Annotated in this window: 10 protein-coding genes; 2 read left to right on the forward strand and 8 right to left on the reverse strand. The window is 34.9% G+C overall.

Features of this window, described 5'->3' with window-relative positions; all coding sequences use genetic code 11:
* Positions 1–47: 47 nt before the first annotated feature.
* Positions 48–1,079, reverse strand: coding sequence for an aromatic ring-hydroxylating oxygenase subunit alpha (locus COI44_RS08720; RefSeq protein WP_098427587.1), 1,032 nt, complete (start codon positions 1,077–1,079; stop codon positions 48–50).
* Between the two features lie 230 nt (positions 1,080–1,309).
* On the opposite strand from COI44_RS08720, the gene COI44_RS08725 reads away from it, so the two are divergent.
* Positions 1,310–2,692: a sigma-54 interaction domain-containing protein gene (locus tag COI44_RS08725; protein ID WP_097976000.1), complete on the forward strand. Its 1,383-nt coding sequence runs from the start codon at positions 1,310–1,312 to the stop codon at positions 2,690–2,692.
* Between the two features lie 357 nt (positions 2,693–3,049).
* Here the strand turns inward: COI44_RS08725 and COI44_RS08730 are convergent, their stop codons facing one another.
* From COI44_RS08730 to COI44_RS08755, 6 genes are all read right to left on the reverse strand, one after another.
* A complete protein-coding gene (locus COI44_RS08730; protein ID WP_098427588.1) occupies positions 3,050–4,492 on the reverse strand; it encodes an aldehyde dehydrogenase family protein in 1,443 nt (480 codons plus the stop codon).
* Between the two features lie 48 nt (positions 4,493–4,540).
* Complete coding sequence (locus tag COI44_RS08735; RefSeq protein ID WP_098427589.1) at positions 4,541–6,199, reverse strand: thiamine pyrophosphate-dependent enzyme; 1,659 nt, start codon at positions 6,197–6,199, stop codon at positions 4,541–4,543.
* A gap of 75 nt (positions 6,200–6,274) precedes the next feature.
* A complete protein-coding gene (locus tag COI44_RS08740; RefSeq protein ID WP_098427590.1) occupies positions 6,275–7,492 on the reverse strand; it encodes an acyl-CoA dehydrogenase family protein in 1,218 nt (405 codons plus the stop codon).
* A gap of 12 nt (positions 7,493–7,504) precedes the next feature.
* Positions 7,505–8,689, reverse strand: a complete 1,185-nt coding sequence (locus tag COI44_RS08745) for a CaiB/BaiF CoA transferase family protein (RefSeq protein WP_098427591.1) — start codon at positions 8,687–8,689, stop codon at positions 7,505–7,507.
* 396 nt (positions 8,690–9,085) lie between these two features.
* Positions 9,086–10,231 (reverse strand): Glu/Leu/Phe/Val family dehydrogenase, encoded by a 1,146-nt coding sequence (locus COI44_RS08750; protein ID WP_098427592.1) that lies wholly within the window; start codon positions 10,229–10,231, stop codon positions 9,086–9,088.
* 77 nt (positions 10,232–10,308) lie between these two features.
* On the reverse strand, positions 10,309–11,736 hold the full coding sequence (locus COI44_RS08755) for an amino acid permease (RefSeq protein ID WP_098427593.1): 1,428 nt from the start codon (positions 11,734–11,736) through the stop codon (positions 10,309–10,311).
* Positions 11,737–12,381: 645 nt separating this feature from the next.
* Between COI44_RS08755 and COI44_RS08760 the strand changes: the two genes are divergently transcribed.
* Positions 12,382–13,569: a Ger(x)C family spore germination protein gene (locus COI44_RS08760; protein ID WP_098427594.1), complete on the forward strand. Its 1,188-nt coding sequence runs from the start codon at positions 12,382–12,384 to the stop codon at positions 13,567–13,569.
* A gap of 350 nt (positions 13,570–13,919) precedes the next feature.
* Here the strand turns inward: COI44_RS08760 and COI44_RS23870 are convergent, their stop codons facing one another.
* Entirely contained in the window at positions 13,920–14,153 is a 234-nt protein-coding gene (locus COI44_RS23870; protein WP_142329244.1) for a hypothetical protein, read from the reverse strand.
* Between the last annotated feature and the right edge of the window lie 2 nt (positions 14,154–14,155).

Below are 14,155 nucleotides of genomic sequence, written 5' to 3' on the forward strand. Positions count from 1 at the left end.
TTAGCTTTTTATTCATAATCTTTTTTTACCGTTCTCAATTAACTAGATTATAAGTCGATCGCTTCTTTAATCATTTCATGGAAGTGTTGCATCGCGTTCTCAGTTGGAGAAAATATACCATTTTCAAATGCTTTAGAATGTAAACCTGTTTGCAATAATTCTACTAGATCAAAATCCTCTTCTCGGACTTGATCAACAAATTTAATCATTTCCTCTTCTTCTTTCGAAATTTCTTCATTAATAAAGAAATAGCGATAGACTGCTAACGTTTGGTTGGCATCAATAGGAATCAGCTGTGTTGTCGTCATATTTCCTCCTCCAGGAAATACGCTCATCATCATATTTGGCCAAATCCAGTAGAAACGTGTTAAGCTATCATCTTGATTTTTCACATTTGAACACTGGTAAGAGAAATTATCACAAGGAACAATACTATAATTCGATAAATCAAATGTTTTAGAGAATGAAGGGTGCGCAACTGGACAATGATCGCACTCTAAGAAATTATCAACTACAGCTTTCCAATTTGCTTTAATCAAACGACGGTTTTCTTTTACTAATTGTAATGAATCCAGGAAAGGATAACGGTTTAGTTCATTTATTAACTCTTCATATTCAACAGAAAAAGCCTTAGCTTTTCGATCCAAGTTTACAAAAATCATAGAACTCTGAATTTCTAATTGGACCGACTTTAAGCAGTTATATTCTCCTAGTTCAATATTTTTAAAGTTTGGAGCTCTATTTACATGCCCATCTAAATTAAAGGTCCAACCATGATAAATACATTGTAGGATTTTTTTATTTCCTGTTTCACTTTGCTCCACTTTTGTACCACGATGTGGACAAATATTATAAAACGCGCGGATTTTACCATCATTAGCATTCGTAACTAAAATAGATTCACCAGCAACTTCAAAAGTAAAAAAATCACCGACGTTTTTAACTTGACTAGTATGACCTACGAAGATCCAATTTTTACTAAAAATCTTTTTTCTTTCTATATCGAATACCTCTTGGCTGACATATGTTTTATACGGTAATGAAGTTTGTAAAGTTTGCGCTGTTCCCTTTGTAGACATAATAATGATTCCTCCTTTTATATGGATTTCATTTAAAACGAAATTCCATCCTTTATTTATTAACTTAAGCAAGATTTATGCCAATTTTAGTTTTCGCTTTACCATAGGAGATAACACTATTTATCTATTTCCAAATTAAAATAATTATCTTATAATTTACTCAATTCAGTCATTTTTAACTCAACTTACTATTTTCCGAGATTCAAAATGTTATTAGAGGGGGTTACATTTTGCCAAATACTACAAATGACAAGCTAAAACTAGAGTTCAGTAATGAGATTCTACAAAAAATATTAGACAATTCTCCTAATGAATTTTATGTACTTGATAAAGATGCTCGTATCGTGTACATTAACAAGGCCTGTGAAAGACATTATGGAATTAAACTAAAAGATGTAGTAGGAAAATCAAACGATGAATTAATTTCAAAAGAATATTGGAAGCCTCTTATTCTCCCACGTTTATTTAAAGAAAAGAAAACGGTCATAATGAAACAAATAAGTTATGTTGGAAAGGAAATCATCACAACAGCCATTCCTTTACTAAATGATCAGCAGGAAATTGAGCTGATTATCACCACTTCACAAGATGCAAGCTATAAAGACTTATACATACCCGATGAGCAAGAAATAAATGAAGCTGCTCAAGCTGAAATTTATAAAAATAATATCATTACGAATAACAAGGAAATGAGTAATATTGTTAAGATTTGTGAAAAGGTTGCTAAAGTAGATGCAACCGTATTAATCCAAGGAGAATCTGGCACAGGAAAAGGGGTAATTGCAAAATATATCCACCAGAAAAGCAGCCGAAATAAAGCTCCTTTTTTATCTTTAAACTGTGCAACGATTCCAGAAGAGCTACTAGAATCAGAACTTTTCGGATACAAAGATGGCGCATTTACTGGAGCAACAAAAGGTGGCAAACAAGGACTTTTAGAGCTTGCAGACGGGGGAACGGTATTTTTAGATGAGATTGGAGATATATCACCCAAAGTTCAAGCAAAGCTTTTAAAAGTGATTCAAGAATTTGAATTTATGCCTGTTGGAGGCAAACAACCCAAAAAAGTAAATATCCGTATCCTTTCTGCTACTAATCGAAACTTATATGAAATGGTACAGAATAAGGAATTTAGAGAAGACTTATATTATCGCCTTCATGTTGTAAATTTAAAAATTCCACCACTACGCGAAAGAAAAGAAGACATCATTCCACTAACCTACCATTTTCTTTCCGAGTTTAATAGAAAACACCAAATGAACACAATCATTTCTGAAGAAGCTTTGAATACTTTTTATAACTATTCATGGCCTGGGAATATTCGACAGTTAGAAAATATGCTTGAAAGCCTCGTCGTCACAAGTGATGGCATCATAAAAGTGCAAGACTTGACTGATTTATTAATAGAAAATAAAAAAGAGAATCCGGTCGATGAAGTAATAAGTGATTGCTCGCTTTTAGCTTCTCTAGAAGAAGTTGAGAAAAACATAGTAATAAATTCTTATACAAAATATAGGAATACAAGAAAAGTAGCAGATGATTTAGAAATCAGCCAGTCAAAAGCGGCAAGATTAGTTCGTAAGTACTGTAGTGATTTGGACTTTTATAAATAAATGTGAAATTAAAAAATACCCGGTTAATAGCCGGGTATTTTTTGTAGTAGGGTTAATGAGTATATAAAAAAGCTAAATGCTGTAAATAACTTCCTCATAAAGGGTTCATGAGTAAGTAAAAAAGCTAAATACTGTAAATTACTTCCTCATAACGGATTCATGAGGAAGTAAAAAAGCTAAATACTGTAAATTACTTCCTCATAAAGGGTTCATGAGTAAGCAAGGTCCATCATATTGACAATTTATCAAAAAATCTACAAGGTACTCAAATAAAATCAGCTAGTTTCACAAAAAAAGCGCCCATAAGTCAGTTCCCCTGACTTATGAGGCAACCCTTTTTATTTTCAACCTAACCAATTACATTTGATCCATATAAACCGTTTTGACTTGTGTATAAAAGTCTATTGCTGTCTTTCCTTGTTCGCGGGATCCAGTGCTTGAATTTTTGATGCCGCCAAAAGGTACTTGTGGCTCTGACCCTGCTGTTTCATTATTTACATGTACAAGACCAACTTCAATGTCTTCAACAAAACGCTGTGCAATTGTGAAATTGTTTGTACAAATAGCTGCACTTAAACCATATTCAGTGTCATTAGCCATCCCTACTGCTTCCTCATAGTTTTTCACTTTAAAAAGCGCTATTACAGGTCCGAATATTTCTTCTTGGGCAATACGAGCATCCGTGGAGACATTTTCAAAGATAGTAGGTTGTACATAGAAACCATTTTTTAGGGCTTCATCAGCAGGAACTTCTCCACCGCATAATAGAGTTGCCTCGTCCTTTCCAGCTTCAATCATGGCAAGCACACCGTCAAGTTGTGATTGAGAAACAGCTGGACCGACAAATGTATCGTCATGAAGTGGGTTTCCAACTTTTAATGTTTTTGTACGTTCTACAAGTCGGTCACGGAATGCTTCATAAATTGCTTCTTCCACAATCACCCTACTCGTCGCAGTACACTTTTGACCAGTAGATCTGAAAGCACCGCTCACGGCAATTTCAACTGCTTTTTCTATATCTGCATCAGCAAGTACGATCAGTGGATTCTTCCCACCTAATTCCATTTGTACTTTCTTTCCTTTTGCTGTAGCACTCTGCTGAATCTGATTTCCAACCTGATTAGATCCTGTAAATGAGATTGCTTTAATATAAGGATGTTCTACCAATTCGGTTCCAACGACAGAACCTCTACCAAATACACAGTTTACAACCCCTGCTGGAATACCAGCCTCATCAAGCGCTTTTATCACATGATAAACAGATTTTGGGGTCAAATCCGCTGGTTTAATCACTACCGTATTTCCGTAAACAAGTGCAGGAGCCATTTTCCATACAGGAATTGCAATTGGGAAATTCCAAGGCGTAATCAATCCAATTGGTCCGATTGGCGTTCGAGTTGTATATAAAAATGTATTTGTATTACCTGAAGGAATTACTTCTCCAACTGGCTGTCTTGCTTCACCTGCAAAATATTCAAGGATGCTAATCGCACGCTGTGTTTCTCCAATACCCTCAGCAAGTGTTTTCCCTTCTTCTAGTGTTAAATCACGTCCTACTTCATGGATTTTTGCTTTTAATAGATCTGCTGCTTTTTGAAGGTATACAGCTCGTTGTTGGTATGAAAGTTTCTTCCATGATATAAATGCCGTTTTCGCTGCAAGAATGGCTTGTCGTGTATCCTCTTCTGTACTTGAAGGAAATTCTCCTAATGACTCTCCATTATGAGGACTGTAATTTTCCCGATATTCGCCTAACGTAGGCTGTTTCCATTGTCCATTAATGTAGTTTGCATAACGCATATCGTTTCCCCCAATTAGATTTTTTTCACTAATAAAATAAAGAGCTCATTATTTACTATAAGATAAATTCATTTTTGACTTATCTTGACCAGCAGATAAAATCCTAGGATTTGTTACCACTTCGATAACAGCTGGCCGTCCTGATGATAATGCCCGCTTAAGTGCTGGCGCAAAATCAGTATTTTTTTCGACCTTCTGACCGTATGCACCAAATAAACTCGCAAGCTCTGCAAAGTTCGGATTAGACAACTCTGTTCCGATTAATCGATCTGGAAAATGCTTTTCTTGATGTGTTCGAATTGTTCCATACATATTGTTGTTTATCACAATCGAAATGACAGGAATGTTATAACGTACGGCTGTTTCGATTTCTTGAAGCGTCATCATAAAACCCCCATCTCCTGAGAAGGAAACAACGGTTTTATGCGGCTGAGCGAGTTTTGCACCAATAGCAGCCGGCAATCCATACCCCATCGCTCCGGATGTTGGTCCGACATATGTATTTTCATGCTCAAAGCGATAATATCGAGAAAGCCAACCAAAGAAGTTCCCTGCATCATTCGTAATAATCGCATCTTTTGGTAAATGCGAGACGATATCATACATAAAACCATCCAGATCTACATATTCATCCGTGTAATCTTCCTTCGCATTTGAAAAGCTCATGTATTCGTTATGAAGCTTTTCTACTCGCATTTCATCTGAATTTAATGGCGTAGATAAAGCAATTGTTAATGCTTCCACTAAAAAAGCTTTTGCATCAGCTGTAACTGACAAAGAAGGAGCATAAACTTTTCCAAATACATCTTCTGAAATATCAATGTGAATTAGTTTACCTTTTCCTGAAAGCAATGAATAATCTTGCGTTCCTACTTGGGAAAATCTTGTACCTAGAGCGATCACTAGGTCTGCATTGTCTATTGATTCAAGTAAATTCTTTGGTGTTCCAAAGCCAAGCCAGCCTGCATAACATGGATGTGAATTTGGAAAAGCATCGAAACGACGGAATGCAGTAACGACAGGGATTTGTACTGTTTCAGCAAATTTAACTAATAAAGGAACAGCTTGTGAACGAATGACTCCACCACCAGCTATAAGAATTGGCCGTTTGGCACTTTGAATCATTTCTACTACTTGTTGAACGCTCTCTTTATGTGGACGAGCCGGGTGAGACTGATAGACTGGGATTTCTACCATTTCGGCTGTATCTTCTAGCATGTCATGAGGTAATGCTACTAACACAGGACCAGGACGACCTGAACGAGCAATATGAAATGCACGATGTAGAAGCTCTGGAATTCGTTCAACTCGGTCAATCTCTACTGTCCATTTGCATAAATGGCTAAACATCCCTACAAGATTGACCTCTTGAAATGCTTCCTTTTCTTTAAAAGGACGCTCAACTTGTCCAATAAGTGCAACTAACGGGGTGGAATCTTGGCTAGAAGTATGAATTCCAATCGCCAAATTTGAAGCTCCAACACCACGAGTTGCCATACAAACACCTACTTCACCTGATGCTTTTGCATAGCCCTCCGCCATAAATGAGGCTCCACCTTCATGCCTGGCTGAAATCAAGCTAATTTCTGGATGTTCATATAATGCATCCATAACTCCTAAGTAACTCTCACCGGGTACACAAAAAACCTTACTAACCCCTTCTTTTGCCATTACATTGACTACTGCTTTTCCACCGCTAATTTTCATTACGAAACACTCCCTTCCCTTATGCGATTACATTGAAACACTAACTAGCAATCTATTTTCTACTCAAATTTTTTATTAAGATTTAACAGTTTCTACGTTAACCTCTTCGAATGGCCAAGCTGGAAGCATTTTTCTTAAAACTTTATCTTCCCTATAACCTAGGTCATATTCTGCCTGCATAGTTGTATGAACCTCTCTTGTTCCTTCATAAATGACTGGTGCTTTTGAATTTCTTAAATAGCGCTCTACTGGGAACTCATTTGAAAATCCATATGCACCATGAATTTGTACAGCATCATTAGCTGCCTCATTTGCTGCATTACAAGAAATCCATTTTGCTAGTGATGTTTCTCTAGTGTTACGTTTTCCATTATTTTTTAACCAGCCAGCTTTATAGACTAGTAGACGGGAGATTTCAAGATTTGAAGACATTTTAGCGATCATTTGTTGTACTAATTGATGTTTCCCGATTTCTTTACCAAAGGTTTTTCGCTCATGACAATATTTTACGCTTGCTTCAAGTGATGCCTGAATCAATCCACAAGCACCAGCTGCAACTGTAAACCTTCCATTATCAAGCGCTGACATTGCAATTTTAAACCCTTCACCTTCGAATCCTAATAGGTTCTCAGCTGGTACTCTGACATCATCTAAAAATACTTCCCCAGTGTTTCCAGCTCTAATTCCCATTTTCCCTTTAATTGCTTTTGTAGAAACCCCTTCAAAAGTACGTTCTACGATAAAGCAAGAAATTCCGTGGTGCTTTAAGTCATGATTTGTTTTTGCAAAGATTAAGAAATGATCAGCTACATCACATAAAGAAATCCATGTTTTGGATCCGTTTAAGATATAACTGTCACCATCTTTTACTGCTGTCGTCGCCATTGCAACAACATCAGATCCTGCATTTGGCTCCGTTAACCCAAATGCACCAATTTTCTTCCCTCGCGCTTGAGGAACTAGATACTTTTTCTTTTGTTCTTCAGTTCCCCACTGTAATAATGTCATGCTATTTAATCCCGTATGTACTGAAACAGCCGTACGGAAAGCTGTATCTCCACGCTCTAGTTCCTCACATACGATTGCTAAAGTATTATAGTCCATTCCAACTCCACCATATTGTTCTGGAATACATACACCCATTAGTTCCAAATCGGAAAGTCGTTTTAATATATTTACTTCAAAATGTCCTTTTTCATCCCACTCCTTAATAAATGGTATAATTTCACGATCTACAAATGATCTAACTACCTTCCTCACACTTTTTTGTTCTTCTGTTAATGAAAAATTCATTTTAACTCCTCCTCAAATTGTATTATTTCGTTTCATTTCCTGTATTTCTAATTGAGAATAACCAAGTTTACCCATTACTTCTTCAGTATGTTCTCCATGCAATGGAGGATGTCTTACTACTTCAACTGGTGTTTTTGATAATTTTAATGGTGAACCAACTAACTTTAGATCATCTATGAATGGATGTTTTACTTCTAGTACCATATCCCTTGATCTAGCATGTTCAGACAACAGGGCTTCACTTACGTTATAAATCGGTCCATTTGGAATACCAATTTTATCTAAGAGAACTTTCCACTCATCTTTACTTTTTGTTTTTATTTTATTTGAGATTATTTCCTCAATTTGTTTTCGATACTGCAATCGACTAGCATTAGTCCTATATAATTCATCTAATAAAATCGGTTCTTCAATTAGTAAAGCAAATCGATTAAATTGATGATCATTACCAACTGCGATCACCATCTCACCATCACTTGCTGAAAAAACTTGATATGGAACAATATTAGGATGATAATTTCCTAATCGCTCAGGTATAGCACCACTACATAAATAATTACTAGCCACATTTACTAAAGCAGCTAATTGAGAGTCAAAAAGTGAGATGTCAATTTCTTGTCCTTCCCCAGTGCGATTTCGATGCTGTAATGAAGCAAGAATTCCAATACATGTAAATAACCCCGTTAATACGTCTGAAATTGCAACTCCTACTTTTGTTGGCTCGCCATCCTTCTCCCCGGTAATACTCATTAAACCAGACATCGCCTGAATGATATAATCATATCCAGGAAGTGAAGAGTTAGGGCCACTGCTACCAAATCCACTAATTGATGCAAGAATAATATCTTCTTTCATCGCTTTCATCTCTTCATAGGAAAAACCTAGTTTTGCTAAAGTTCCAGGTATAAAGTTTTGGACAACAACATCCGCTTCTGAAATGAGTTTTTTTAAAACCTCTTTCCCCTTATCATCTTTCAAATTCAAAGTAATGCCTTGCTTATTTCGATTAGCACATAAATAATATGCACTTTCTCCTTCTACAAAAGGAGGCCCCCAACCCCTTGTCTCATCCCCACCGCTAATACTTTCAATTTTGATTACCTCAGCCCCAAGATCCCCAAGGATCATCGTACAAAAGGGGCCGGCTAGCACTCTAGTTAAATCGATAATTTTGAAACCATGTAATGCCCCTGGCAATTTGACCACCTCTTCGTCGATTTTCTTTTGCTAATTTCCAATTTCCACTGGGCTATTAGAATGGTTACCCATATATTTTTGTTGTTGCATGTATTTAGAAAACTCAAGGTATATTAGACCTTCATTTCCGTTATACTCTTTATAATGCAAAACTCATGCCAACTTCGAAATTCCTATTATTATTAATAAGCAAGCTGTATTTACGCATCTAATTAGTAAAAATAAAATTAAAATCCACTCAAAACCGTCATTTTTAACTCATTAAAAAATTTGCTACAAAAGTGAATCTATTAATCTAGTTCATAAATAAAAAGGATATCGAAATAGCCTATACATGTTAAAAACCCACAAAGAAATTTGTTTTCTTTGTGGGTTTTTAGTATTATATAACTTCTTTTAACACTCTATCAAATCTCTAACTGTGGGCTCAAACAGTTCGCAAGCAATATCTCTTTGGTATCGTTTTTGCTTCTTAGCTTCTTTAAATAAGTTAAAGGTATTCTTTCTGCTTAATCTTTCAATATCATCTATAACTTCCTTAGGTTCAGGTTTCACTAATCCAAAAATAACGGTGTCATAAAATCTAATTGCTCCTAAGTTTGCTACAAAATCATTCACAACATCGATCCCTCTTTGTTTGATGATCTGATCCCCTTCAGCCGAGATCGGAATATTGGCAGCCTCTACAATTAAACTCGACTTTACTTTATTAGCGTTTGATACATTAATTACATCCTCTAAAGCTGCAGGAATCAAGATGTCACAATCTACATCAAGCCATTCAGTGTTGTTTCTTACCACATAGTTCGGTTCAAAAAACTCCTGATTCATTTCTCCGTGTGAGTTTTTGTGGTCAATTAATTTCTGAACATCTAAACCCTCTTCACACGTAACTAGTAGATTTGCATCCGAAATGCCAACGATTTTATAGCCTAACTGTGATAATTTCAACGCACAACTTGCTCCTACACAGCCAAACCCTTGAATAACTACTTTCGCTACTTTATTTTCACCTTTAAATTTCCATGCTTCATCTGCGCAAAATGCAACACCGTAGCCTGTTACAGCATCATTTAGAAGGAAACAATCTATTTTAGAAGCTAGAAGATTATTAAAATCTTTTATTCCATTTTGAACACTTACATCTTCCTTCATCGATTTTGTTAAAGGTATTCCTACATTAAATTCATCAAATACTCTTAATACATCCTCATACTTCGTACCTAAATCACTTCCTAAAGATACTCCCGCTTCTACATATGGCATCATCGCAATCAAAAATCTTCTTAATACGTCATACGCATCAGGTGCTTTATAATCATAAGCAATACCAGCTTTACACCCACCTGTAGTGACACTTTCTGAAGCCATATATTTATATGCCATTGCCTCTGCCAAACGTTCAACTTCTTCCCTTGTCACTGTTGGATGCATTCTTGTCCCACCACCAGCATACCCTTTGACAAAGTTATGTACTACTAACCACCCTTTTGCATCTGTTTCACTATCATTCCACTCTACAACTAGGTAAGGTTTATTCATACTAAATAGCCTCCTTTTAAGATCATCTTTTGTAATAGATTACACTTGTGTAAGAATCTTAGCTGTATGCATACTGGTCAAATACTCTGATGAGTTGGTACATCTCCATGATCCTTCTTAATGCCGATCTTACCTTTATTTTTTCCATGACGTAAAAAGTAATAAAGATAGCTTACACCCATGAAACCTAAACCACCTATTAAGGAAGAACGTTGAGTAGGATCAAAAGCCATAAATACGATGGAAATTCCACATAAAACTAGACATAGAATAGGTATTAATGGGAACAGTGGAACTTTGTACTTTAATTCCTTAACATTTCCACCGTTTTTAATAAATTGTCGTCTAAAATTATATTGCGACAAGGCAATTGCCATCCAACTGAATGTACCAGCTAGTCCAGTTACAGACAGCAGAACGACAAAAACTGTTTGTGCAGATACTACACTTGTAAGTAATGATACTAGTGCAAAAAGAAGACTAAACAATACTGCATTAAACGGAACACCACGAGAATTTACTTTCCCTAAAGCTTTAGGTGCCATCCCACTTTGTGAAAGGGACCATAGCATGCGAGAACATACATATAATCCCGAATTACCTACAGATAGCAACGCCGTTAAAATAACTAGATTCATAATATCAGCTGCATAAGGAATACCAACATTATCAAATACAGCAACAAATGGACTTTCTACTACCCCTGCATGCCTCCATGGAATCAAAGCCGCTAATACTAAAATGGCTAACACATAAAAAATCAGGACACGAAAAATGATACTACGAATTGCTTTAGGAAGAGTCTTTTCTGGTGTTTCACTTTCACCAGCTGCAATTCCAACAACTTCTGCCCCTTGAAATGCAAATACTACTGCCATCATAGTTGAAAATATAGCTGAAAACCCATGTGGGAAAAGCCCACCATCTTTTGTAAAATTAGTAAACAAAGGTGCCGAACTACCTTTATGACCGAACCCAAATATCGTTGCTGCTCCAATCAATATAAAAGCTATAACTGCAAATACTTTAATTCCCGCAAACCAGAACTCCGCCTCTGCGTAACCTTTTACACTAAGAATGTTTAAACCCAACAAAAGAACGATAAACACAAGACACCAGATCCAAACTGGTACATGTGGAAACCACCTTTGCATCAATATTCCGGCCGCTGTGAATTCTAAACCAACCGTTGTTGCCCAACTAAGCCAATACATCCAGCCAATCGTAAATCCGGTACCAGGTCCAATATACTTCGTAGCATAAGTCTTAAATGAACCTGTAACTGGCATTGTAATTGATAGTTCACCTAAACAAACCATCACAAGGTACATCACCAATCCACCGAATAAATACGCAACAACCGCTCCCCCTGGACCAGCTTGATTAATCGTTAGACCTGAACCTAAAAATAAACCTGTACCGATTACTCCTCCAAGTGAAATCATAAACAAATGCCGACTTTTCATGGAACGTTGTAACTGACCTTTTTCATTAGTAGAATCCATAAATGCCCCACCTTTATTTTAGAATATTCAGAAAAAACAAAACGTAATAAGAGAAAAAATACAACTACTAAAATAGCATAACTTTTGTATTCATTTACAATTTCTGATAATCTCAAAAAATCGAACTAAACAAACTAATAATTGCGCACTCAACATACATCTTAAATAGTGAAAATGAATAAGTAATTAAATTCTTCTAAAAACACCTCCTAATTATGCTCATCTAAAATCGGAAATAACTTTCTCCTCTTCTCACTATTCATTAAGCAAAATTCATGCCAACAAAAAAACATGAATAAACCAACCTATAAGCCATTCCTTAAATCTAAAAACAACTGATTTATTTTAAAATCTACTCAATTCATTTATTTTAGACTCAATTACATTTTTTAAAAAGAGGCTTTTCTCATTGAGATCATTTTATTTACTTAAATAATCAATCTTAAATTCTATCCAATTAGTAAAGCAGGATTGCAGAAAATTTTTTAAAAATTTTGTTACGGGAAAATTTAGTACTTCGGAATTTTGAAAATGGTACATTGAATTGAAAAAAATGGAAAAAAATAATATGAAACAGAACTACTTGAGGAATATTGCTTTTTAAATTTTATAAATATAAAAAAGATAAGATATTGGAGAAAAAATGTGAAAAAGAAATATTTTATTTCATTTCTTATTGTAAGTATGCTTTTAGGTGGTTGTTCTAACTATAAAGAATTAAATCAAGTATCGATTGTGGTTGCGATGGGGGTTGATTACTTACCAAAAGAAAAAAAATATCATGTAATCACTCAAATTTTTAATCCTAGTGCAATAGCAACTGCAACACAGTCAGGTTCTCAAGGTGTTCCAGTAATTGCGTTAGATGAAAAAGGTAAAACTATTACAGAAGCTGTACGAAATGTATCTAAGAAAGGATCTCGACAAAATATTTATTCTCATGTTGCTCTTGTCATAATAGGAGAAACATTAGCAAAAGAAAAATCATTGAATTATATTTTCGATGTATTTGAAAGAGATTCTAAAATTCGTGTAAATATTCCAGTTATTATTGCAAGAAATAAAAGCGTAGATGAAATAATGAATAACATAGCAGCACTTGATAAAATATCTGCTAAATCAATTGTAGGTAAAATTAAAAATACATCAGCCCTTTTAGGTGAAAATCAAGAAACATTAATGCGTGAGGCAATTTCTGCAATTTCTAGTAGTGGAAGGGAACCAGTAATAAATGGCGTGAGCTTAAAAAATGAAAGTGAAGCATCACAAACACTTGAAAATGCTAATAAAGTCAATTCTAGTTATGATATGATAAATGGCACAGGGATATTTAGAGACGGAAAATTAGTTGGTTGGTTAGATGGGCCACCGGCAAAATCAATACAAATTATTGATAATCTGATCAACGAAATGAATGTAGAAATACCATGTAATAAAAAAGATTATGATTCGATGGAGCTTTCTCGGGTAAAATCAAAGACGGAAATTAAAATGAAGAATAATATTCCAATAATAAATATAAAAATTAATTCAATTGGCCATATTGACGAGGTACTATGTAATGCCAATTTTGATAAAGCAAAAACTCTCAATAAATATGAAAAGACAGCTGAAAATGTTGTAAAACAATCAATAGAAACAGGGATTTCTGAAGTAAAAAAACTCGGTGGAGATGCATTTGGATTTGGTGAAAAATTATACATGGTTAATCCAAAAATATATAAAAAATATGAGGGGAATTGGAATGTTACATTTAAAAAAGCAAAAGTTACTGTGAGTGTTGACGTTCAAATTAATAATGTCGGAATGAGAAGGAAACCTTATCCTTATTAGAAGACCGATAGTTGAAAAGAAAATTAAAAATTAGAAAGGAAAGTAATTACCTTCACCGGATGAAGTGATTCAAGAAAAAGATCTATTTGTTTTAATTGATAAATATTTACGGTGTTTCGCAAACCTAAAAGATAATTGTTTTCATGATTGAAAAATAAATTAAAATAGTAATAATTCACTTCTTGTTCAACATACGTTTGTTCAATAAGGCTTCCTAAAGGTTGTCCAATTAGACAGCCTTTTTTTCAGTTCAAAAACTAACATTTTTTAACAGAGTCTTTCATTTAAATTTCTTATTCAAAGTATAAAAAGCCTTATATCAATACAAGGCCTTAAATATCATATTCACTTTAAACAAGCTCACTATTTTTTCGATAACGCTCAACAATTGAGAGTGTGAATCGATTAGCGCGTTCAACCTCTCCTCTTTCTATATAATAATCAAACAATTTAATTTCATAATTCTCCGTTGCAAGACCATACCCCATCTCCTTATAGTACGGATATGCTACTGTCTCTAAATAATGATAGTATTCTTCTATTAAATGTTGAATCTTAAATAGATGTAGTTGAAAATAGTGCAAAT

It is taken from the genome of Bacillus sp. AFS088145, assembly GCF_002564465.1.
GTDB lineage: Bacteria > Bacillota > Bacilli > Bacillales > Bacillaceae_G > Gottfriedia.